The organism is Agrobacterium sp. K11 (assembly GCF_059429395.1).
Window position 1 is genome coordinate 408,519 of the sequence record NZ_JCAHRB010000004.1, and the last position, 22,637, is coordinate 431,155.

General features: G+C 59.4%; 23 protein-coding genes. 7 read left to right on the forward strand and 16 right to left on the reverse strand.

Annotated elements, in window-relative coordinates:
• Positions 1 to 188: 188 nt before the first annotated feature.
• Positions 189 to 533: a DMT family transporter gene (locus tag AC5SEO_RS11625; RefSeq protein ID WP_038491907.1), complete on the reverse strand. Its 345-nt coding sequence runs from the start codon at positions 531 to 533 to the stop codon at positions 189 to 191.
• On the reverse strand, positions 530 to 1,114 hold the full coding sequence (locus tag AC5SEO_RS11630; RefSeq protein ID WP_080580904.1) for a TetR/AcrR family transcriptional regulator: 585 nt from the start codon (positions 1,112 to 1,114) through the stop codon (positions 530 to 532). Before AC5SEO_RS11630 ends, AC5SEO_RS11625 begins: the two co-directional genes overlap by 4 nt.
• 190 nt (positions 1,115 to 1,304) lie before the next feature.
• On the opposite strand from AC5SEO_RS11630, the gene AC5SEO_RS11635 reads away from it, so the two are divergent.
• Complete coding sequence (locus tag AC5SEO_RS11635; protein ID WP_162632319.1) at positions 1,305 to 2,582, forward strand: serine hydrolase; 1,278 nt, start codon at positions 1,305 to 1,307, stop codon at positions 2,580 to 2,582.
• Between the two features lie 3 nt (positions 2,583 to 2,585).
• Here AC5SEO_RS11635 and AC5SEO_RS11640 read toward each other — a convergent pair whose 3' ends face one another.
• The 9 genes from AC5SEO_RS11640 to AC5SEO_RS11680 all read right to left on the reverse strand — a co-directional run bounded on the left by AC5SEO_RS11640 (position 2,586) and on the right by AC5SEO_RS11680 (position 8,552).
• Positions 2,586 to 3,329, reverse strand: a complete 744-nt coding sequence (locus AC5SEO_RS11640; protein ID WP_003513672.1) for a metallophosphoesterase family protein — start codon at positions 3,327 to 3,329, stop codon at positions 2,586 to 2,588.
• A 5-nt stretch (positions 3,330 to 3,334) separates the two neighbouring features.
• Entirely contained in the window at positions 3,335 to 3,691 is a 357-nt protein-coding gene (gene uraH, locus AC5SEO_RS11645; RefSeq protein WP_003513673.1) for a hydroxyisourate hydrolase, read from the reverse strand.
• Positions 3,688 to 4,188, reverse strand: a complete 501-nt coding sequence (locus tag AC5SEO_RS11650; RefSeq protein WP_003513675.1) for an ureidoglycolate lyase — start codon at positions 4,186 to 4,188, stop codon at positions 3,688 to 3,690. Before AC5SEO_RS11650 ends, uraH begins: the two co-directional genes overlap by 4 nt.
• Before the next feature lie 3 nt (positions 4,189 to 4,191).
• Entirely contained in the window at positions 4,192 to 4,554 is a 363-nt protein-coding gene (locus tag AC5SEO_RS11655) for a HepT-like ribonuclease domain-containing protein (protein WP_003513677.1), read from the reverse strand.
• Positions 4,551 to 4,841, reverse strand: a complete 291-nt coding sequence (locus AC5SEO_RS11660) for a nucleotidyltransferase family protein (RefSeq protein WP_003513679.1) — start codon at positions 4,839 to 4,841, stop codon at positions 4,551 to 4,553. The genes AC5SEO_RS11655 and AC5SEO_RS11660 overlap by 4 nt, the downstream gene beginning before the upstream one ends.
• Before the next feature lie 53 nt (positions 4,842 to 4,894).
• A complete protein-coding gene (gene uraD, locus AC5SEO_RS11665; protein ID WP_065659114.1) occupies positions 4,895 to 5,392 on the reverse strand; it encodes a 2-oxo-4-hydroxy-4-carboxy-5-ureidoimidazoline decarboxylase in 498 nt (165 codons plus the stop codon).
• Positions 5,392 to 6,315, reverse strand: a complete 924-nt coding sequence (gene puuE / locus AC5SEO_RS11670) for an allantoinase PuuE (RefSeq protein ID WP_003513682.1) — start codon at positions 6,313 to 6,315, stop codon at positions 5,392 to 5,394. The genes uraD and puuE overlap by 1 nt, the downstream gene beginning before the upstream one ends.
• Positions 6,316 to 6,524: 209 nt before the next feature.
• A complete protein-coding gene (locus tag AC5SEO_RS11675) occupies positions 6,525 to 7,232 on the reverse strand; it encodes a DUF1045 domain-containing protein (RefSeq protein ID WP_003513684.1) in 708 nt (235 codons plus the stop codon).
• Between the two features lie 93 nt (positions 7,233 to 7,325).
• Positions 7,326 to 8,552, reverse strand: coding sequence for an NAD(P)/FAD-dependent oxidoreductase (locus tag AC5SEO_RS11680; RefSeq protein ID WP_174068571.1), 1,227 nt, complete (start codon positions 8,550 to 8,552; stop codon positions 7,326 to 7,328).
• Between AC5SEO_RS11680 and mnmC2 the strand changes: the two genes are divergently transcribed.
• Complete coding sequence (gene mnmC2 / locus AC5SEO_RS11685; RefSeq protein WP_112752047.1) at positions 8,551 to 9,294, forward strand: tRNA (5-methylaminomethyl-2-thiouridine)(34)-methyltransferase MnmC2; 744 nt, start codon at positions 8,551 to 8,553, stop codon at positions 9,292 to 9,294. The two genes, AC5SEO_RS11680 and mnmC2, sit on opposite strands and share 2 nt — an antisense overlap.
• A 33-nt stretch (positions 9,295 to 9,327) precedes the next feature.
• Here mnmC2 and AC5SEO_RS11690 read toward each other — a convergent pair whose 3' ends face one another.
• Positions 9,328 to 13,026 carry a response regulator gene (locus tag AC5SEO_RS11690; protein ID WP_174068572.1) on the reverse strand — a complete coding sequence of 1,233 codons (3,699 nt, stop codon included), beginning with the start codon at positions 13,024 to 13,026 and terminating at the stop codon, positions 9,328 to 9,330.
• Positions 13,027 to 13,491: 465 nt separating this feature from the next.
• On the opposite strand from AC5SEO_RS11690, the gene AC5SEO_RS11695 reads away from it, so the two are divergent.
• Positions 13,492 to 14,970, forward strand: coding sequence for a DEAD/DEAH box helicase (locus AC5SEO_RS11695; RefSeq protein WP_003513690.1), 1,479 nt, complete (start codon positions 13,492 to 13,494; stop codon positions 14,968 to 14,970).
• Positions 14,971 to 15,061: 91 nt separating this feature from the next.
• Here the strand turns inward: AC5SEO_RS11695 and AC5SEO_RS11700 are convergent, their stop codons facing one another.
• The 4 genes from AC5SEO_RS11700 to AC5SEO_RS11715 form a co-directional block, all read right to left on the reverse strand.
• The gene (locus AC5SEO_RS11700; protein ID WP_003513692.1) at positions 15,062 to 15,970 is read right to left on the reverse strand and encodes a DMT family transporter; all 909 of its coding nucleotides are present in this window, start codon (positions 15,968 to 15,970) and stop codon (positions 15,062 to 15,064) included.
• Positions 15,971 to 16,133: 163 nt separating this feature from the next.
• On the reverse strand, positions 16,134 to 16,523 hold the full coding sequence (locus tag AC5SEO_RS11705; RefSeq protein ID WP_025594242.1) for a DoxX family protein: 390 nt from the start codon (positions 16,521 to 16,523) through the stop codon (positions 16,134 to 16,136).
• 241 nt (positions 16,524 to 16,764) lie between these two features.
• Positions 16,765 to 17,382, reverse strand: coding sequence for a L,D-transpeptidase (locus tag AC5SEO_RS11710; protein WP_003513696.1), 618 nt, complete (start codon positions 17,380 to 17,382; stop codon positions 16,765 to 16,767).
• Between the two features lie 78 nt (positions 17,383 to 17,460).
• Positions 17,461 to 18,357 (reverse strand): DMT family transporter, encoded by an 897-nt coding sequence (locus AC5SEO_RS11715; RefSeq protein WP_149909907.1) that lies wholly within the window; start codon positions 18,355 to 18,357, stop codon positions 17,461 to 17,463.
• A gap of 483 nt (positions 18,358 to 18,840) precedes the next feature.
• Here AC5SEO_RS11715 and AC5SEO_RS11720 point away from each other — a divergent pair, with 483 nt between their 5' ends.
• The 4 genes from AC5SEO_RS11720 to AC5SEO_RS11735 are packed head-to-tail and all read left to right on the forward strand — an operon-like array spanning position 18,841 to position 22,633.
• Positions 18,841 to 20,250, forward strand: coding sequence for a circularly permuted type 2 ATP-grasp protein (locus AC5SEO_RS11720; protein WP_003513699.1), 1,410 nt, complete (start codon positions 18,841 to 18,843; stop codon positions 20,248 to 20,250).
• 3 nt (positions 20,251 to 20,253) lie between these two features.
• Positions 20,254 to 21,195 carry an alpha-E domain-containing protein gene (locus AC5SEO_RS11725; protein ID WP_003513700.1) on the forward strand — a complete coding sequence of 314 codons (942 nt, stop codon included), beginning with the start codon at positions 20,254 to 20,256 and terminating at the stop codon, positions 21,193 to 21,195.
• Positions 21,196 to 21,216: 21 nt separating this feature from the next.
• The gene (locus AC5SEO_RS11730) at positions 21,217 to 22,032 is read left to right on the forward strand and encodes a transglutaminase family protein (protein WP_003513702.1); all 816 of its coding nucleotides are present in this window, start codon (positions 21,217 to 21,219) and stop codon (positions 22,030 to 22,032) included.
• Positions 22,033 to 22,036: 4 nt separating this feature from the next.
• A complete protein-coding gene (locus AC5SEO_RS11735; protein ID WP_174068573.1) occupies positions 22,037 to 22,633 on the forward strand; it encodes a class I SAM-dependent methyltransferase in 597 nt (198 codons plus the stop codon).
• Positions 22,634 to 22,637 lie beyond the last annotated feature (4 nt).

Consider the following 22,637-nt stretch of genomic DNA (forward strand, 5'->3'; position numbering starts at 1 on the left):
ATACAACGTAAAGATCGAAGCCGATGCTTCGGTAAGAATATCGCCTTTACGCCGCCTCCCTCATTCCTGTGCTTGTCACAGGGATCCAGCGAGCCCAAGCCCTTGGGCTGAACGGACTATTCTCGTCGCGCAGACGCGCGCCGGCTGGATTCCTGTGACAAGAACAGGAATGAGGTGGAGAAGTCCGCTCAATGTCCAATCGTCTTCGAAAACACATTGACGATCACCACCCCGGTCACGATGAACCCAAGACCAACCACCGCAGCAATATCGAGCGTCTGGCGGAACACGAAATAGCCAATGCCGGAAATGAGCACGATGCCAAGCCCGCTCCAGATCGCATAGGCAACGCCGACCGGCAGCGCCCGGAGCGTGAACGACAGGAGATAAAAGGCCGCACCGTAAAACAGCGCCATCAGCACCGTCGGCAACAGCTTGGTGAATTGCTGCGATTGCTGCAGAAAGGAAGTTGCGATGACCTCGCAGACGATAGCCGCGACAAGCGCCCCATAAGTCAAAACAGCCGCGTTCATCGTTCCACTTCCTTTTTCGTCTGGGCGATCATCCGGGCCCTCAGAGCCGCCCTGTCGCCACCCGCTTTACCGTCGTCGGCCAGTAGATCGGCAAACCAGATGCCGTCAGCCGCAAGCCGCACCATCTCCGGGACCACCCCGTCATCCGTTTCTTTATGACGGGCAAGGCGCCCCTCAATCCAGCTGTTCCACATGCGCCGAAGCGACGGTTCACCGACCATGGAAACCGAGATCGCTGCCCATTGCCTGCCCGAATCCCTGCCCCGATCCGAGAAAACCGCGTTCACATAGGCCCTTGTGAAGCTCCCAAAAGCTTCACAATCCTGTGAGATGAGGTCGTCGATCTCAGTGTCCAGAGCCGCCAGAAGGTCAGTCATCACCGCTTCCAGCAGCACCTGCTTGGAGGGAAAATGATGAAACAACCCACCCTTCGTCACCCCGGCGGCATCGGCCACTGCCTGCACGGAAAGCGCCGCAACCCCCTGCTCGGCAGCGAGTTTCGCCGCGCAATCGAGAAGATTGCGGCGCACGATCTCAGGCTGCTTTTTGCGTTCATGTGCATTTGTCATGGTCAAAAACATACCGGATGGTTGGTTTCTTTGCAAGGAAATTGTGAGGGCGACGGCCGACTTGAATTTCATACTTAATTAAGCATGAAAGCGATCTCTAAAGTTTTAGCGGTTTTGTTGCCGGAAAGTGTCAGTAAAACTTCGCCCATCGCGGCGATCGAACATAAAGGGGTGGACCATGTCGGGAACGATCAAACGGGGAATGGCGGGCGCATGGGTATTCGCACTCGCCTTCTTTTGCGCGATCCTCTCATTGCAGGCATCGCCTGCGCAGGCCGGTTATGCCCATTTCATCATGGATGCCAATACCGGAAAGGTCCTCGCCGCGCAGAACGCCGATGTGCTGAACCACCCGGCATCGCTGACCAAGATGATGACGCTCTATATGACCTTCGAGGCGTTGCACGCCGGCCGGATTCGCTGGGACCAGAAGATAAGGATGTCCAGGAACGGCGCAGCCGTCATCCCCTCGAAGCTTTATGTGCGTGAGGGCCAGACGTTTACGGTGCGCGAAGCCGTCTACGGCATGATCGTCAAATCCGCCAATGACATGGCGGAAGGCATGGGCGACCATCTCGGCGGGTCCGAGGCACAATTTGCGCAGATGATGACCCGTAAGGCCCGCCAGCTTGGCATGACCAAGACGGTTTTCCGCAACGCCTCCGGCCTGCCCAGCAAATCGCAGGTGACGACGGCGCGCGACATGGCGAAACTCGGACTTGCGCTGCAGCGCGACTTTCCGAAAGAATACGGCCTCTTTGCCATGGAATCCTTCAGCTTCCGGGGCAAGCGCATCCGTGGCCACAATAATCTGATGTATCGCTATCAGGGCATGGACGGCATCAAGACCGGTTACACCAATGCGTCGGGCTTTAACCTCGTCAGCGCCATCAATCACAATGGCCGCCGTGTCGTTGGCGTCGTGCTGGGCGGCAAGACCGCGCGCAGCCGCGATGCGCAGATGGCTGCTCTGCTGGACAAGGCGATGCCGCAGGCCTCGAGAAACCGTAATACCGAACAGCTGGTGGCAAGCACCAATGTCAGCCGCACCTTCGATGTGCCGCCCGCAGCCGTCCCTCCGGCAGCAGTACCACTACCGATGTTTGCCGAGCGTCGCGCCGATCCGATCGCCATGCAGATCGCCACGGCGAACAGCCAGATGGCGGATATGATCCAGGTCTCTGCCATTCCGAAACCCGCACCCGCTGCACAAATGACCGGCCAGCGCAGCCGCTGGGAAGTACAGATCGCCGCCACCGACAGCGAAGCTGCCGCCCGCTCGCTGCTCGCCAATGCGCGCTCCAACATCGCCGGCAGCTACTCCGGCATCGCGCCCTATACCGAAGCGGTGCAAAGCGGATCGGCAACGCTCTACCGCGCCCGCTTTACCGGCTTTGAAGACCAGTCTTCGGCGGTTTCCGCCTGTAAGGAGTTGAAGGCGCAGTCTTATGCCTGCGTTGTCATGAACAGCGAAGGGTAAGTTCTACCGCTTGAGCCAACCGTTTTCCAACGCATCGGCCAGATACGGAATGCCGTTGACCTTCGCCATCTCGGCCATGGCAAGATTATCGTAGCGTATCTGCCGGAAATAGACCTGCCAGCCGCGTGCGGTTTCTTCCAGCACGGCATAGCTGGCAAGCGGATGACCGACTTCGACATGATGGTCGAACGGCGTGCCATCCTTCCAGCCGGGGCAGCCGACGCTGCCGGGATTGACGATCAGGCGGCCATCGGAGAGCTGCACGGTGCGGGCGATATGTGTGTGGCCGCAAAGCATCAGCGGCTGGGTGATGCCATCAGCCATGGCCTCGATTTCGGAAAGCGGTCGCAATTTCAGCACCCCTTCCGTCGAAAGCGTCTCCAGCCAGTACTCCAGATCACCGCGCGGCGAGCCGTGGCAGCAATAGGCGACGTCCTTGAACACCATGCTGAACGGCAGGGTGTGCAGCCAGTCCAGATGCGCGGCGGTCAGCTGCGCATGCGCCGGCCTCTCCCAGCTGCCCATCTCTTCCGGCGCGCGCTCGATCAATTCGCGATCATGATTGCCGAGAACGCTGGGTATCCAGTTGCCAACCAGCACATCGCCGGTAAAACCCGCTTCCAGCGGACCACTGAAGCAATCGCCGAGATTGACGATGTCCTTGATGCCCAGCCTCGCGATATCCTCAAGCACGGCCTCCAGTGCGGCGCAGTTTCCATGAATATCGGCAATGGCGGCAAAGATCATGGCGGTCAGCTTCCTCGATAGGTGGAGTAACTATAGGGCGAAAGCAGAAGCGGCACATGGTAATGGCCGCTCTCGTCGGCAATGCCGAAACGGATGGGGATGATGTCGAGAAAGGCGGGTTCCGCCAGGGTGACGCCCTTGCCACGCAGATAATCGCCCGCATGGAAAACCAGCTCGTATTCCCCGGCCTTGAAACTGTCGCCCACAAGTAGCGGCCCGCCATCAACGCGGCCATCGCTATTGGTCTTAACCGTCTTAATCTTCTCGCGACGATCACCCGAGAGCCGGTAAAGCTCGATCGTCAGCCCCTCGGCGGGCGTGCCATGGGCGGCATCGAGGACGTGAGTGGTCAAACCGGTCATAGGCTGGGCTCCGCGATCATGTAGGGCGCATCGAAAAAATGCTCTTCCAGATTGTTGCCCGGCCCCTCGCGATCGGCAACCAGAAAATCCGAAATCGCCTGCAACGGCATCAACGGGTAATGCCATACGTTGCGGCGGTAATTCACGCCCTGATCCCCGCACGCCAGAAAAACCTGCGGCCGACCAGGCTTGCCGCCCTCGTCCTCGGCAACGACGACAAGGAAAGGCCTGCCGGACAGCGGCGAGAAACTCTGGCTGCCGAGCGGATGCCGCTCCATCATCTCGATTGTATGGGGAAAGGTACGCGGCTGTCCGCGGAAAATATTGAGGATGATGCGCGCACCCTCGCCCGCTGCCTCGGGTGCCGCAAGCGCATGATGCCGCTCGGTCTGGCCGCCATTGATGTGGCGCATGGAAGAGGGTGTAATTTCGATCACATCACCGAAGGATGCGAACGCCTCTTTGGTGAGAGGCTTGATCTCGAGAAAATCAGTCAAATGTCATTCACCTTGGGCATGCCAGTTTCGGAGGAGTGAGAGACGCGCCTGCAAATCCGGAATGCTCTGCGTTATCGTTTTCCAGACCACCGAGAGTTCCGCCCGGAAATAATCATGCACTATCAAGTTGCGCATACCCTTCATCTTTATCCAGGGGATTTCCGGGTGCTGCTGTAAAAACGCGGGGTAATGTTTGTCCAGTTTTGCGACCGCCTCGCCAATCAGGGCAAGGCACATCATCACCGCCATCTGGGTTCGCGTATCGGAAGAAAAAGTGGCCTCATCCATATCCTGAATGAAATCCCGTATTCGGGAGGCGGCAACATCCATCTCCTTCAGGTAGAGCAGAAGTCGATCCGTACTCATACTGCTTTGGCTTCCATCAGAACACGCGCCCGGATATCCGAGTGCAGGCCGCCTGAGGTGACGACGTCAACCTCGACACCGAGGATAGTCTTCAGTTCCTCCAGCAATCCGCCAAGATCGAACAGAGTGGTCCCCGGCAACGCATCCACCAGAATATCCAGATCACTGTCCGGCCTGTCTTCGCCACGGGCGACGGAACCGAACACGCGCGGGTTTGCCGCGTTGAAGCGCTTCGTTGCTTCGCGGATCGCTTCCCTGTTCTTTTCCAGCACCTCGGAGGGTCTCATGGCCTCAATCTCCAGATAGCACGAGTATAGCGGAACGACCGCCGCTCGCCAATTCAACCCTCGGGCAGCATCGAGGAAAGGCGCAGCCAGGCGATCTTTTCCACCTGCGCCGTCGCCGTCGCAAATTCTGTCGCCGCATCATTGCCGATACGCGTCTCGAAGGCGGAGAGAATATCGTGCCTGTTCAGCCCCTTGACTGCAATGATGAATGGAAAGCCGAATTTTTGCGTATAGGCGGAGTTCAGCTCGGTGAAGCGCGCATGCTCCTCGGGCGAAAGCCGGTCGAGCCCTGCGCCCGCCTGTTCATTGCGGCTATCGGCGGTCAACTCACCTGCTATTGCGAGCTTGCCGGCAAGATCAGGATGCGCGCGCAAAACACCCAGCCGTTCCACTTCGGAGGCGGCACGAAACTGCGCGCATAATGCGCCATGAACCGCCTTCGCTGTTAACTCCAGACCTGCGCCTCCGACATCATAGGCCCGTTCGGCAATAAAAGGCGAATGTTCGAACACACCGCCGAAACGGCTGACAAATTCATCCCGCGTCAGCATCAGAGCGTTCCCGGCTTGTGGTTTTCATGCCAGTGACGAGCGATCTCGATACGCTGCGGGATCCACACCTTTTCATGGCCCAGCACATATTCGATGAAACGGCGAAGGGCTGCGGCGCGGCCGGGACGGCCGACGAGACGGCAATGCAGGCCGACGCTCATCATCTTCGGCGCGCCTTCAAGCCCTTCCTGATAAAGAACGTCGAAAGCGTCTTTCAGATAGGCGAAGAACTGGTCGCCGGAATTGAAACCCTGCGGCGTGGCGAAACGCATATCATTGGTGTCGAGCGTGTAGGGAATGATCAGGAACGGTTCATCCTGCAATCCCTTCACCCAATAGGGCAGATCGTCGGCATAGGAATCGGACGAATAGAGAAAACCACCCTCTTCCATGACGAGACGCAACGTATTGTCGGAAGGCTTGCCCTGATACATGCCAAAGGGGCGCTCGCCCGTCAGCTCGGTATGCAGGCGCACGGCTTCGGCAATATGCTTGCGCTCTTCCTCCTCGGAAAAATCCTTGTATTCCAGCCAGCGATAACCGTGGCTGGCGATTTCCCAACCCGCTTCCTTCATTGCCGCAACGGCTTGCGGGTTGCGCGCCATGGCAGCGGTCACGCCATAAACAGTTGTGGTGACGCCGAGATCGGTGAACATGCGCCACAGCCGCCAGAAACCGGCGCGTGAGCCATATTCGTAGATCGATTCCATGTTCAGGTTGCGCTGGCCCGGCCACGGCTGCGCGCCGACGATTTCCGACAGCAGCGATTCCGACGCCTTGTCATTGTCGAGAATGCAGCTTTCGCCGCCCTCTTCGTAATTGATGACGAATTGCACGGCGATGCGTGCGCCGCCCGGCCATTTCGGATCGGGACTATTGCGGCCGTAGCCCACCAGATTGCGGGAGTAATTCTCGGAAATCATTCAGCCACCCAAAACACCTCTCCCGAAGCGGAACCCGCTTCTGGAAGACATGAGCAAAACAACCATCCGAAGGTGTCTGCCCGACACGGGTAAACACGACACGCTTCAGACATGCGATGCACGGACGGTAGCATCCGCATTCGGAATGTCGAGAGCAATTTTGCCGACATTCCGATGCTTTTTTGTGTACGATTTCTGCGGGGCGCTTCTCAAGCGATCTTTCGGGCGGAAACACGACCCATGGGGTGCAGCGAGTGCACCCGGAAAGGCGCACCGGGTTCATCCTCGATGAAAAGCGCAAGGCTGGAAAATGACAGAGGCCGGGTGAGCAGCGGCTCGAAAACCTTGCGCACGGCACGCTCGATCCTCTGGCTGCTGGAAGGCTCGACACCGCCCGTCAGCGACATCTGAAAACGGAACTCGTCCATCACATGCGGACTGCCCCAGCGATGCAGATTGGTCAGCTGCGAAGCCGAAAGCCGGTCGGGATCCGCCCGCTCGATTTCCGCCTCGGAGAGCGGCGCGCGGTAGCGGTCGAATTCCTGCACCACACGGGCTGCGAAAAAATTCAGCACTTCGCAGGGGCGCTCGGGAACGAGGCTGAAGACATTGTCATGCCGCGCTACTATAAGTTGTGGCAGCGTGAAGGGGTCCTGCCTGCCGGAAAAATACATCAGGTCGCGCAACAACGCGGCCTCGGAATGACCTTCGGCAAGACGGAACGGGGCTTTTATGGTGCCGTGGAAACCATAACGGCGCGGCAGGGCGGTATGGTAGGAAATCTCCTGCATGCCGAGATCGATCGTGCCCGGCGGCTCCACCGCATGGCCTGAATAGGCATCGCGTCCCAGCCACGCGGCAGCCGCCTGCGTCAGCGGGTCGTTGGGGGAAGGCGTGAAATGGATGGCGTATCGCATGCGCTATCACCTCGCCGCAAATGCGGCCAAACGGGGCTCTTTGCAGGCCAGCAAGTAAGCGATTTGCGTGACAGATTAACGACGTGGACCAAACTAATCAGAAGTTTCTAAAGTCCGGACGGCAATACTCACGTGTTCTTGAAGGCGAAAACCGGAAGGCACGTCCGGCGTGTGGCCACACACGGCCTGCAACGCAGCATCTGCAAGACAGTGGGCAAGGCCGAAGCTGACCTTGAAGCCGCCCGATAACGCCACGAGCCGCGGATATTCGGAAAGTGCACCAACCATCGGGTCCCGTCCAACCGCCTTCGGCCGCAACCCGGCCCAGCGTTCGATCACCGGCGCACGGCCAAGCGACGGCACCACGGCGCATGCATCCGCGAGCAATTTTTCCAGCTTTTCGTCGGTGCTGAATGGATCGGAAAAACAATCTTCGCTGGTACTGCCGATGGCGACGGTGCCATCCTCATGCGGCACGATGTAGAGGCCGTTCAGAAACACGACCGGCATGGCCGGATCGGCCGCAGCATCCAGAAGGGCGGCCTGCCCCTTCACCGCCTGTCCAAGCACAATGCCGGGTTTCAGACCGATGGCATCGCGGATCAGCGCGAAGGAACCATGGCCGTTCGCGACGATGACATGATCGAAGGCGACCTCGTCGCCCGACGACAGCACCGCACGCCCCTTATCCGGATCGAGCGAGACGACGCGGCACTGTTCCGCCACCCGCACATGCCGGGCGTTGCGGAGGAAAGCCGACAGAAGGGCGATCATCGCCCGGGGAGAAACCCGTGCGGCCAGCGTATCCAGCACGAAGCCCGCTTGTCCCGCCGCATCGTCCACCCATCCGGCAACGGAAGGGCTGTCACCGACATGCCAGTGGAACCGGCGCCCGTCTGAAACCCAGTTTTCCCCGGCATCCCGCTCGTGCCGTTCGGCAATGCTGCGCAAATGTGGTTTCGGCAGGGGAATGATCCGGCCGCAGCGCCGATAACCGGCGGAAAGCCCGGTCTCGGCTTCCAACTCCGCGATCTGTTTTTCCAGCGCAACGAGAGCGTCGAACTGGAATTGCTTCTTGTCCGACCAGCGGTCCGGCATATGCGGCATCAGTGCGCCCAACAGCCCGCCGCTTGCACCATCTCCAAGACGGCCCGCTTCCAGCAGCAGGGCGTTTATGCCCATCCTCTCTGCCTTGACGGCAGCCCACAGCCCCATAATGCCGCCACCGACGATGAGGAGCGGCACCGAGCCAGGCAATCTTGGTGCCCGCAATCTTGGTGATTGACCAGATTCGAAAGCGGGACTATCGGCATTAGTCATGACACATTCCAAGGAAAACACCGCAGATATCGGTTCGGCAGCCGACAATCCGCCCGCCGCGCTCGACTGGCGTGAGGGGGATATGCCCTATTCGCTAGCCTTTGACGATCATTTTTATTGCCAGACGGATGGCAGGCTGGAATGCGGCCATGTCTTTTTGTCCGGAAACGGCCTGCCGCAGCGCTGGCTTGAGCGAGAGAGCATCTTCCGCATCGGCGAACTTGGCTTCGGCACCGGTCTCAATCTCTGCGAGACCTGGCGTCAATGGAAAGAGGTGCGCAACGGCCACTCCAAGCTGCATTTCATGTCCTTCGAACTCTACCCGATGAAGGCGGACGAGATTGACCGGGCGCTTTCCCGCTGGCCGGAAGTTGATACCGAACGCAAGGCACTGGTCGCCCGCTGGCCGGCGGACCCGAAAGGCGAGGTCGATATCGAACTGGACGACCAGACGCGCCTGACAGTGGTGTGCGGCGAAGCGCTCACCGGCATTTCCGGCAGAAGCGAAGGCTTCGACGCCTGGTTTCTGGACGGTTTCGCCCCTGCCCGCAATCCCGACATGTGGTCGCTGGAAATCATGCAGACGCTGTTCGGCAAAACGGTACCGGGGGGCACATTCGCCACCTATGCCGCCGCTGGCTTCGTCCGCCGCAACCTCATCGCCGCCGGTTTTGAACTGGAGCGCCGCAAAGGGTTTGCCGGAAAGCGTGAGATGCTGTGCGGCACCAAGCCATCCCACTGAGACGGCTCCCACAGCAGCAACCGGCCTTCACTGTCAGGCGGTCGGCACGTCGCGGCGTGGCATCGCGTCTCCCAGCCATTGCGCGATCTTGTCCTCGAGAATTTCGGGGCTGATGGGCTTCGACAGATAATCATCCATGCCTGCTGCGATGCAGAGCTCGCGGTCCGCGTCCTGTGTATGCGCGGTAACGCCGATGATCGGAACATGCCGGCCGTCGGCAGCCGCCTGTTCGGCAGCGCGGATGGCCATTGTCGCCTGATGCCCGTTCATCACCGGCATCGACACATCCATAAGGATGACGGCGGGATTGTGCTCCTCCCACGCCTGAACGGCCTTCTTGCCATTGCCGACGATCAGGAACCGCAAACCCGCCTGCTGCAAGATCTGGGTAAAGACGATCTGGTTGACGTCGTTGTCCTCGGCCACCAGCACATCCACAAGGCAGGGTCGGCGCCGGTCTGGAACCGTCGTCGGCGGTGACACAACCCGCCGCTTCTTGTCCGTCGGGCCATTGTCTGGCCGCACCGGCGCATCGCTGCCGCCTGACCCCAGCCCCTGCGGATCCTGCCGGGCGCGTTTCTGCCGCACATCCCGCACCACATCGAACAGGGTGGAACGCAACAGACGCGCCCGCGCCGGCTTCATCAGATGTGCCTGCACGCTGAGATCGGTGAACAGGCTCTCGTCACCCACGACATCCATAGACGTCAGGAACACGATGGCGATATCGTCGAAACGGCTATCCGCCCTGATCCGCTCGACCACATCCAGCCCGTTCATGACAGGCATGTGATAATCGAGAATGATGGCGTCGATGGCAAAACCGAGGGACGCAGCCTCCTGCAGCACGGCAATGCCCGATGGCCCGTCCTGCACAGCATGGCCGTCGATTCCCCAAGTCTTCAGTTGCTCCGTCAATATGCGGCGATTGACGTCGTTATCGTCGATGACGAGTACGCGTATATCCTCGATCGCCATGGCAAGAAGCGGAGCGTCGCGCCGTTTTTCCGTAACGTGAAACGGAATATTGACCTCGAAGGTCGATCCCTTGCCGACTTCGCTCACCACATTGATCGTACCGTCGAAAAGACCGACAAGACCGACCGTGATCGCCAGTCCCAATCCCGTTCCCTCGTGCCGCCGCGTCGCTGAACCGTCGACCTGGCTGAATTTGTCGAAGATGGTTTCTAGCTTGTCTGCAGGAATGCCGATGCCGCTATCTTCGACGCGCAGCGACAGAATGGTCTCCGACGCTTCCGCCGACTGCGCCGAAAGTTCGATCAGCACATGCCCCATTTCCGTGAACTTGACGGCGTTTCCAACAAGATTGGTGACGACCTGGCGGAATCGCCCGGCGTCCCCCATGACCTTGCCGAAAACCGATGGATCGATCCGGACGACAAGTTCTATGTTCTTTTCCAGCGCCGCTGAGGACAGGAGGGAAACGACATCCTCCACCGCTTCCGCCGGATCGAAAGGCACGCTGCGCAGCTTCATCTGCCCGGCCTCGATCTTGGAGAAGTCGAGAATGTCGTTGATGATCGTCAGGAGCGCATTGCCGGATTTGACGATGATATCGGTGAAGGTTTTCTGGCGTGTATCCAGATTGGATTTGGCCAGAAGTTCCGCCATGCCGAGCACGCCATTCATCGGCGTGCGGATTTCATGGCTCATATTGGCAAGGAATTCAGATTTGGCGCGATCTGCCGCTTCCGCGCGGGAAAGCAGCCGCTGCAACTCCTCCTCGCGCATCTTCATCTCGGTGACGTCGGTGACGATGATGAGCCAGTAATTGCCGGAACTGTTGGTCGCTTCCAGATTAAGCCACGTCTTTCCGGCAATATGGATCAGCCAGGAGAACGGCCTGTTGGCGGCTATGTGCTCTCTCCAGGCGGTCAGCGTCGCGGCCGCCTCCTCTTTGGTGCCAAAATCTCCGCGCCCGGCACAATGGGCAAAAAACCCCGACCAGTTGCAGCCCTTTTCCAGCAGCTGCGGCGGCACGTCGAACATTCGCGCCACAGCCTCGTTGGACATGATGATGGTTCCCTGCTCGACCAGCACCAGCCCCTGCGCCATGGCGCGCGTGGCGCCCTGCATATATTCGCCGACACGCTCAAGTTCGGCCTTTGCCTCACTGATCTCGGCGTCGCGCATGCGCACGTCGGTCACATCGGCATAGGTGCTGAGGATTTTTCCGCCGTCGAGGCGGGTCTTGGAAATGACGGTGACCTTGCCGCTTTTGCTGCGCACCTCGCGCGGCGTGAAGACCTTGTCGTTGAGCAGCCGTTCTGCGCGCTGGTTGTAGAGCTCCTCGAAGGGTATATCGCCATAGTCATAAAGGCCGCTTTCGAAATTCGCCTCCATGAATTCGCGATAGCTTTTACCGACAAGCGACTTCTCGCCGCCGATTTCGCCCCATAACGTGTCGAAGCACGGATTGACATATTCGATGACGAGATCCGCGTTGAGGAGCAGTACGCCAACCGGCAGGGCATGAAGAACCGTTTCGAACTGGCGATGCAGCGCTTCGGCCTGCGCCTGCGCCGCGATCAGCGCATTTTCCCGCTCCTTCAGCAGGCTGACATCTGTGACTGAACCCACCAGATAATATTCGTCATCGGGCGTCGTGACCCGGCCGAGCCGGGTTATGACCGGAACGGCGCCGCCATCCGAAAGCGGAATGGTTCCCGTCTTTTCAATCGCCTCTCCGGTTTGCAGGATATGCTCGTTTTCCCGCTGGAACTCTGCGCCCTCCTGCGGAAACATCTCGCATTCGGTCTTGCCCAAATAGTCGGCGAGGCTGCCGCCCCGGAATTTCTCAAAGGCCGCATTGGCAAAGGTCAGCCGCCTGTCCTGGTCCCGCAGGAACACGCCCACGGGCAATTGCTCAAGCGCGGCGCGCAGCAGCCAGGTCTCGCGGATTTGCTTGCTAAGCAGGGTCTCATGCGCCTTGAACTCCGTCACATCGACGCGAAGCCCCACCAGCATGCCGTTTTCCAGCCGCTTGTTGACCATACGCACCCAGCGGCCATCGGCAAACTGCTCCACCCTTTCGAGATAGGGCAGGGAAAAATCCCGCAACTGCTTCTGCAGCCATGCCTGATAATCCGGATCGTCCGATTTCACGCTGCGGTAGCCGCTCGAGAAATAGACCGCCTCCATCAGCGTCTCAAGCCGGGTGCCGGGCTTTAGCTGGAGGTTGAAATCACTGTAGAATTCCACGAAACGCGCATTGCAATAGACGAGCCGGTTTTCACGGTCATAAATTACGATACCGGCATCGATGAGGTCGATAACGCCGCTGTCGAACAGCAGGTCGGCGCTGCCGCCGTCCGAAACACCCTTCACGACAGAGGGCGCCTCTTCGAACACCTCAAACAGGAACAGACTGCCGTCATCGCCGGTGAAACGTTCGCAACGCAGCTTGTAAGGCCCTGAAGACGCTGCACCATGGCATGAAATCACTTCGTCCGTGGCAAAGACCAGCGAGCGGCGCTCCCTGTCCTCGCGCTCGGCATCGCGAATATCGGCGGAAAGGGCAAGGCTGGTGTGGCCCGTGAACGCGGCGGGCGGACGCCCCATGACCCGGCCATAGGCTGCATTGACCATGAGGTAGCGAAGCTCGCTGTCCTTGATGCACGCGGGCAAATCCAGGGCGGCGATGGCCCCGTAAGCTTTTTCCAGCAACCCGCATCCTTGGGTCAAGCGATACTCCACACCGTGCAGTTCCATCCTTGTCGAATCAAATATTTCCAGACGTCGTTGCAAAAACGTTATGTGAGAAAACCGCTATTTGCTATGTGCGGAATGGTCGCTTTACCCTTTTTTAACCATAATTATTCGCAAGCCTCCGCGCCTCGCCGGCAATCGCCAGCCTGCCTTCTGCATGGCAGCCATGCGCCGCGGGACGGCAGCGTTACAAAACTATTGCTTGACTTTACGCCATAAAACGCCCACATGCCGGTCAAGCTTTCACCTTCGGCAGCCGCGTGAGCTGCAGCACATGACCAAGATGACTTGGCCCGCATGAAGGAAAAGCGCAACGAATACAGAAGACGGCGTTTTGCCGCACTGATGCGCAGAAAGTTATTCCAACCCACAAGTTCCCAATTCACGCGGGGTTCTTGACGCCGAAACCGCCGGACAGCAGCAACTGCTCCGGACGATTGGTTTTTGGCGCCCCGAAAGGCATTACTATTGACCAGTTTTAGCGAACTCGGCCTCTCTGAAAAGATTGTGGCCAGCGTTACCCAGCTCGGCTACACAACCCCCACCCCCATTCAGGCAAAGGCCATTCCGCTGCTGCTTGAAGGCCGTGATCTCATCGGCCTCGCACAGACCGGCACGGGCAAGACGGCAGCATTCGGCCTGCCCATCATCGAAATGCTGATGAAGCAAGCCGACCGCCCGGCAAACCGCACCACCCGCACCCTTATCCTTGCACCGACCCGCGAACTGGTGAACCAGATCGGCGAAAACCTGCGCTCCTTCGTGAAGAAGACGCCGCTGCGCATCAACCAGGTTGTCGGCGGCGCGTCGATCAACAAGCAGCAGCTTCAGCTCGAAAAAGGCACGGACGTCCTGGTGGCGACACCCGGCCGCCTGCTGGACCTCATCGCCCGCAACGCGATCTCGCTTTCCAAGGTCACCTATCTGGTGCTTGATGAAGCCGACCAGATGCTCGATCTGGGCTTCATTCACGATCTGCGCAAGATTTCCAAGATGGTTCCGGCCAAGCGCCAGACCCTGCTGTTTTCGGCAACGATGCCGAAGGCGATTTCCGAGCTTGCCAGCAACTTCCTGACGGACCCGATCAAGGTCGAGGTAACACCTCCGGGCAAGGCCGCCGACAAGGTCGAGCAGTACGTGCATTTCGTCGCCGGCAAGAACGACAAGACCGACCTTCTGAAGAAGTCGCTCAACGAAAACCCGGATGGCCGCTCGATCGTTTTCCTGCGCACCAAGCACGGCGCGGAAAAACTCTACAAGCATCTGGAACATATCGGCTTCAAGGTCGCTTCCATCCACGGCAACAAGAGCCAGGGCCAGCGCGAGCGGGCACTGAAGGGCTTCAAAGACGGTGAGATCAAGGTTCTGGTCGCAACCGACGTCGCTGCCCGCGGCATCGATATTCCGGCCGTGACGCACGTCTTCAACTATGACCTGCCGGAAGTGCCCGACGCCTATGTCCACCGCATCGGCCGTACCGCCCGTGCCGGCCGCGACGGCATTGCCATCGCGTTCTGCGCACCGGACGAAACACGTCTGCTGCACGATATCGAAAAGCTGATGAAAATCGATATCCCGGTTGCATCCGGTGAACGTCCGGCCGGTCTTGCCAGCCCGACGCGCCCGAACAACAACAACCGTGGTCGCAACAACAATGGCGGCCAGCCGCGTGGACCCCGCGAAGGCGGACGCCACAATGGCGAGCCCCGTCCCTCGCGTCACCACGCCCCGCGTGATGCGGACAACGATCTGGAAGTCACGTCAGACTTCAAGCGCGTGAAGACGGCGGAAGGTGACGCAGGTCGCCCGGCCGGCCCTCGCAAGCAGCGCCGCCCTGCCCGCAAGCCCGGCGGCAGCGGTGGCAACCGTCACGCGCCTGCTGGCGGCAATGGTCAGGAAAAGCGCGCTTCCGGCAACGGAAACGGCAATCGCGGCCGTAACCGCTAAGTAACTTAACTCTGCGCGAGCCGATTCCCCGGTATCGCGTGTTTACCTTCAAACCCCGCAAGCGCAGGCTTGCGGGGTTTTCTTTTTGCTCTCAACCGCCCTGCGCCAAAGACCTGCGCCGCGACGGCAGGGTCATGGCCAGCACCCCGGCAATCACGCAGACAAGACCCACCCACATTGCAGGCGTCGGCACTTCTCCAAGAAACACCATGCCAATGGCGACACCGATCGGAACCCGCAGATACGCCTGCGACGTGGTACCGACCGAACCGAGCGTCTGCATCAGCCGGAAATAGACCATGAAGGCGAGCGCGGTTGAAAAGACGCTGAGGCACACAAGTGCGGTGAGCGACGCCGGAGATGGCGACAATGTCCAGGGCCGGTCAACGATCACGCTCACCGGCAGCAGAAGCACGGCGCCGCAGATCAGCGAGCCGGCGGCAGGCATAGCGGGATCGAGACCCCTGAAGTTTTTGCTGAAGATGGCGGCACAGGCGTAGGAAAAGGCTGCAGTCAGCACGGCAATCTGGCTCCACAGCGCCTCACCCGCCCCGTTCAACGCATCCAGACCGATGATGAGACAGACACCTGTCATGCCCGCAACAGTGCCGAACAGCTTGCGCCCGCTGACCTGCTCATGCCGGATGATCAGCGCAGTGAGAAGAAAGGTGAAGATCGGCGTCGTCGCATTGAGGATGACGGCGAGACCGGCATCGATGCTCTGCTCCGCCCACGCGATCAGCGTGAAAGGCAACACGCTGTTGATGCAGGCCTGAACGAAGAAGAGCCGCCATGTGGCGAAATCCCGCGGCAACCGCAGCCCGCGCAGGCGAATGACCGCCAGCAGCAACAGACCGGCAATCAGGGTTCTTGCGGCAATGAAGGTCAGCGGTGGTATGGTTTCCACCCCGATCTTGATGAAAGTGTAGGATGCGGCCCACAGAGTGGACAACAGGGCAAGCAGCAGCAATTCGCGGGCGATAGGGTTTTGACTGGTCACGGATCAATTTTCCAACTGCGTTCAGGATGAACCGTTCCTAACCCGAAAACAAGCATCTATGCTTCGGTGACGGCCGAAGTTTCCAACGCTTCAAAAGCATGAAGCCCCGCACGGTACCAGCCATGCGGGGCTTCAATGACAGACCGGTGATTGCAGCGGCCGATCAGGCCCGGCGTTCATCCACCGAGAAAGCACCCGGACCGGCAAACACGAGATAAAGGAAGATGAAGCAGAACAGGATCGCGGCGTCGCCCCCATTGAGAGCGGGGAAGAAGCTCTTAGGCCCGTGCGCAATGAAATAGGCAACAGCCATCTGGCCGGACAGGATGAAGGCAACCGGACGCGTGAAAAGGCCGACCAGCACGAGAATGCCGCCAACGGCTTCCAGAAGCGCCGCCACCAGCAGCATCGTCGGCAGGGAGCCGTCCATCTGCGATGCCGGAAAACCGAACAGCTTCTGTGTTCCATGCGAAATGAAAAGCAGCGCCGTCATGATGCGCAGCGCCCCGAGTGCCTGCGGGCGGTAGCGGGAGAGATTGTCGAAAATTGCCATGTTCATGTGTCCCCGTTGAAGTGGTGCGACGCTCGATACAGCGCAATCATGCCTTTATGGATACACGTCTCGAACACCGAAAATCACATTTCCGATATAGCAGAACTCCCTTAAATACATAAAGGGAGTCATTCTACACATGGTTGATTTTCCACCATAAAACTGGACTCATGTGGAAAAAATCAACCCAAGGATACAGGCATTTTTTCGAGTGGCAAAGGCGGAAAAATCCGCCTCTCCGTCAGGCCTGCAACACCACGACCCTGGAGCCAACCGGCACGCGGCTGTAAAGATCGATGATGTCGTGGTTCAGCATCCGGATACAGCCGCTTGACATGGCGTGGCCGATGGATTGCGGCTGGTTGGTGCCGTGCAGACGGAACATGGTGTCGTTGCCGCCGCGATAGAGGTAGAGCGCCCGTGCGCCGAGCGGGTTGTTCGGCCCCCCCTCCATGCCGCCGGCGTATTTCAGATTGCGCGGATCACGGCGCATCATGTTTGCGGTCGGCGTCCAGGAAGGCCATTCCGACTTCCGGCCGATATAGGCGTCACCCTTCAGCGCAAGCCCCTGGCGACCGACGCCGACGCCGTAACGCATTGCCCGTCCATCGCCCAGTACGTAGTAAAGACGCCGCGCGGGCGTATCCACAATCACCGTTCCAGCCGGATGCGCGGTATCGTATGCCACTTCCTGCCGGCGCAACTCGGGCTTCACCTTGTCGAGATGCATTTCCGGAAGCGGAAACTTCTCGTCCGGCTTCGCCGCATAATTAAGCCTTTGCTGCCCGATGCCGGAACTTGCGCAGCCGGCCAGCAACAGCGGCAATCCGAACAGAACACCACGACGTGAAATAGACATGTAACCCCCGCCAAATCTCTAGATTAACGAGAGGTATAATTTTATGGTTAACAAATCTCTAATATGAGGTTGTAGGAATTAACGTGCCTCAACCGGCGCTGCGGGCCGGCGGTTGGCCAGATACACCCCCGTTACCGCCAGGACCGTGCCGGCAATCATGGCAGGCGTCAGCGTTTCCCCGAAAAGCAGGGCCGCTTCCACGGCGGCAAGCGGCGGCACGAGATAGATCAGCGAGGCAGCGCGCGAGACCTGCCCGCGCCGGATGAGATAGAGCAGCAGAGCCACCGCACCGATGGAGATCGCGCCTACCGACCAGACGAGCGTAGCGGCAAGCCCGAGGCTCCAGTCCACATGACCATCCTCCAGCAACAGCGCGAAGGGAACCGTGACGATGAGGGCGCCGACATATTGCAGCGTGGCGACCGCCATGATGTTTCCGCCATGGACGTATTTCTTCTGGTAAAGGGTGCCATAGGTCACGGACGTCATGCCCAGCACATTCACCGCCACGGCATAAAACGGCACGGAAAGGCCGAGCGCGCCTGACGCCATGACCTTCGGCAGCACGGCGATGGCAATGCCGACAAAGCCGAGAAGCAAGCCGGCACGCTGCACCGGAGAGATCTTTTCGCCGATCATGTAACGGGCGGCAACCGCCGTCATCAACGGCTGCAAACCGGCAATAATGCCGCCGATCGCCGCCGGCACGCCCTGCCCTATCGCCCACCAGATCATGCCAAGGTAAAGGCCGTGCAGGAACACGCCGGACAAGATTGCCCGGAAAACATCGATGCGCCGTTCAGGCCATTGAATGGAGGAAAACCGGCAGATCGCCCACAATATCGCACCCGCCAACAGGTAACGCAGACAGAGGAAGGTCAGCGGACCGGTATAATAAACGGCATATTTCGCGGTGACCCAGCCGGTCGACCAGAGAAAGACGAAGATGGCCGGAGCCAGACGGTCGAGCGACATGGGAACTTCCCCTGTGCCGCGTGATGCCCCGCAACCGGACATGGGCCCGGGACATAAGGCATGCGGCGAATTGACATTTTTACGACTTGAAGCAACCGGTGAACTACCCGGCCGGATCTCGGCGCGCACCCCTTGGCGAAACACAGCCGTCCAAGCTAGCCGGTATCCCCATCCCCGCAAAAGGTCAAAAGTGTTTTGGTGATCGCATCTTTCAGATTTTCTGATGCCACACCCAAAACCCATCAACCGAAAGCGAACGAACAAAATTTGTGCATTCGCCCACGGCGCACACAGTGCCGCCACCCCGTTCAGCCCCACCTTGCCCTGCAACCAATTTGCCAATGCCGCATTTATAGGCTGAAAGCAAAAAAACGCTTCTTTTTTAAAACTCTAGGGCGGTAAAAAATCTTCACGGAGGCCTCCGCATAGTTCTTGCATTGCATTTGTCGTTGTATTCATATGGCAAAAAAGGGGACATCGAAGTTGGCATTTGACGAAATGATAAATGCGGACAACGCGCCGCGAAGCCCATATGAAAACTATAACGAGTGGTACAGCCGGCAGGACAGGGCACACCTGATCCAGAAGTCTAAAGACGCGGAAAACATCTTTCGAAAAACCGGCATTACTTTCGCAGTCTACGGCCACGCCGACAGTTCAGAAAAACTGATCCCCTTCGATATCATTCCGCGCATCATTTCCGGGCGCGAGTGGCGCAAACTGGCCCAGGGTATCGAACAGCGCGTTCTCGCTCTCAACGCTTTCCTCGACGATATCTACCACAAGCAGGAAATCATTCGCGCCGGGCGAATTCCACGCGAAATCATTGAGAAGAACGTCGCATTCCTCCCGGAAATGATCGGTTTCACGCCACCCGGCGGCGTTTATACCCACATTGTCGGCACGGATATCGTCCGCACCGGCGAAGACCAGTTCTATGTTCTGGAAGACAACGCCCGCACGCCTTCAGGTGTCAGCTACATGCTGGAAAACCGTGAAACGATGATGCAGATGTTCCCGGAACTCTTCCATGAAAACCGGGTACAGCGGGTGGAGGACTACCCCTATCAGCTGCGCCAATCGCTCGCCTCGCTTGCACCCCCCGGCTGCACCGGCAAGCCGCGCGTCGCGGTGCTGACCCCTGGCATCTACAATTCCGCCTATTACGAACATTCCTTCCTGGCCGACATGATGGGCGTGGAGCTGGTGGAAGGGTCCGACCTGCGCGTCATGGACGGCAAGGTCAAGATGCGCACTACCCGTGGCTACGAGGCCATCGACGTGCTTTACCGCCGCGTCGACGACGACTTCCTTGATCCGCTCACCTTCCGGCCGGATTCGGCGCTCGGCGTACCCGGCATCATGGATGTCTACCGCGCCGGCAACATCACCATCGCCAATGCGCCGGGCACCGGCATTTCCGACGACAAGGCAATCTATTCCTACATGCCCGAGATCGTCGAGTTCTACACCGGCCGCAAGCCGCTTCTTGAAAACGTGCCGACATGGCGCTGTTCGGAGCCGGACAGCCTGAAATACGTTCTCGACAACCTTGCCGAACTGGTCGTCAAGGAAGTTCACGGTTCGGGCGGTTACGGCATGCTGGTCGGTCCCACCGCGTCGAAAAAGGAACGGGCGCTTTTTGCCGAAAAGCTGAAAGCCCGCCCCTCCAATTACATCGCGCAGCCCACGCTGTCGCTTTCCACCGTGCCGATCATGGTGAAAAACGGCATAGCGCCGCGCCATGTCGATCTGCGTCCTTATGTACTGGTTTCAGACAAGGTGAAGATCATTCCCGGCGGACTGACCCGTGTTGCCCTCAAGCAGGGCTCGCTGGTGGTGAATTCCAGCCAGGGCGGCGGCACCAAGGATACATGGGTACTGGAGGACTAAGCCATGCTGGGCAGAACGGCAAACGGGCTCTACTGGATGTTCCGGTATATTGAGCGCGCTGAAAACATCGCCCGGCTTATCGATGCGGGCCTGCGCGTTTCCCTGACGCGCAGCGGCAGCGGCGATGAGGACTGGGACGGCGTGTTGCAGAGTGCCGGCGTGCACGAAGCCTTTCTCGAAACGCGCGAGAAGGTGACCGCGGCCAACGCGATCGATTATCTCCTGCGGGACAAGGCAAACCCTTCGAGCGTCATGTCCTGCATCGAGGCAGGCCGCAACAATGCCCGCATGGTGCGCACCGCGCTGACGCGCGAGACATGGGAAGCTACCAACGAATTCTGGATCGAGCTGAAGAACATCCTCGGCCGCAAGCTCAGCCATGCCGAACTGCCGCAGACCATCGATGTCATCAAGCATCGCGCCGGTCTGGTGCGCGGCGCCTTCCACGGCTCGATGCTGCGCAACGATCTCTATAATTTCTCCCGCATCGGCACCTTCATCGAGCGCGCCGACAACACCGCCCGCATTCTCGACGTAAAATATTACGTGCTGCTGCCGGCCGTGGCGCATGTCGGCTCCTCGCTGGACAATGCCCAATGGGAATCCATCCTGCGCTCGGTCTCGGCGCACCGCTCCTATGGTTGGGTCTATGATGCGGAATACAAGCCCGCCAACATTGCCGACTTCCTCATTCTCAACGGCCGCATGCCGCGCTCGCTCGCCTATTGCTATGAGAAGATCACCAGCAACCTCAATTACATAGCTGAGGATTACGGTGAAAAGCACAAGGCGCATGAAACGGCGGAAAGCATTCGCGACAGTCTGCGCAAGACGACGATCGATCGCGTCATGGATGAAGGCCTGCACGAGTTTCTGGAGAGATTTGTCAACCGGAACGGGCAGCTGGGGCAGGAAATCATGGAAGGCTACCGCTTTTATCTGTAAGCGCGTGGACGGGGACAGCTTATGCGTCTGAAAATCACCCATACGACCGAATATGTCTATGACGAGCCGATGCCTTATGCATTGCAGCGGCTGCGCCTGACGCCACAGACCGGCCCGTGCCAGACGGTGGAGGACTGGGATGTATCGGTCGACGGCGCCACCGTCGAAGTGAGCTATGACGACCATTTCGGCAACCGTGTCGCACTGGTCGAGACCGAAGGCCCGCAACGCAGGGTCAAGGTCGTGGCTGGTGGCCTCGTCATAACCGAAGACAGGGCCGGCATGGTCGGCCCCCATACCGGCAGTGCGCCGCTATGGCTGTTCCTGCGCGAGACGCCGCTGACGAAGCCTGGCAAACTCGTGCGCGAACTGGCGAAGGCCAGCACCGGCAACAGCGAGCTAGAGCGCCTGCACGACCTGATGGAGAAGATCAACAGCAAGGTGGAATATGTGCCGGGTTCGACCGACACCGAAACCACCGCCGAACTGGCACTCGAAGCCGGCAAGGGCGTCTGCCAGGACCATGCCCATATCCTCATTTCCGCCGCCCGGCTGATGGGCCTGCCCGCCCGCTATGTTTCCGGTTATCTGATGATGGAAGACGTGGCGGAGCAGACGGCAACCCATGCCTGGGCCGAGGTGCATCTGCAGGGGCTCGGCTGGGTTGGCTTTGACGCCGCCAACAATATCTGCCCTGACGATCGCTACGTGCGCATTGCCCTTGGCCTCTGCTACCGCGACTGCGCGCCGATATCGGGCATGCGGATCGGCCCAGCCGGCGAAACACTGAACGTTTCGGTGACCGTGCAGCAATCGCAGAGCCAATCGCAAAGCTGAGACAATGGCCGGCAGAGACGACGAAACGATCGGCTTTTATATGGATAATGCCGGGTCCTATACGTCGAGAGGGCAGACGGCGGACCTTCCCCATCTGGAAAAATTCCTGTCGCGCCTGCCCAAAGGCGCGACCATCCTCGAACTGGGGTGCGGTGGCGGGCAGGACAGTGAATTCATGCTCGCTGCAGGCTTCGACGTGCGCCCGACGGACGGCACACCCGAAATCGCCAAAGCGGCCGAAACGCGGCTCGGCATTCCCGTCGCGACATTGCTGTTCGAAGATATCGGCGACGTGGAGACCTATGGCGGCGTGTGGGCAAATGCCTGCCTGTTGCATGTGCCGCGCCCTGCCCTTTCCGGCATCATCCGCCGCATCCATACGGCGCTGAAACAGGGCGGCGTTTTTTACGCCAGCTTCAAGGCCGGGGAAGCGGAAGGCCGCGACACGTTCGGCCGCTATTACAACTATCCTTCGAAAACCTGGCTTGAGGACCTGTACGGGCATTTCGCCTGGGCAGGGGTGGAAATAGAAGCACGGCACGGCAGCGGTTACGACAAGCTGCCAACCGACTGGCTGCATGTGACGGCAACGAAACCCTGATCCG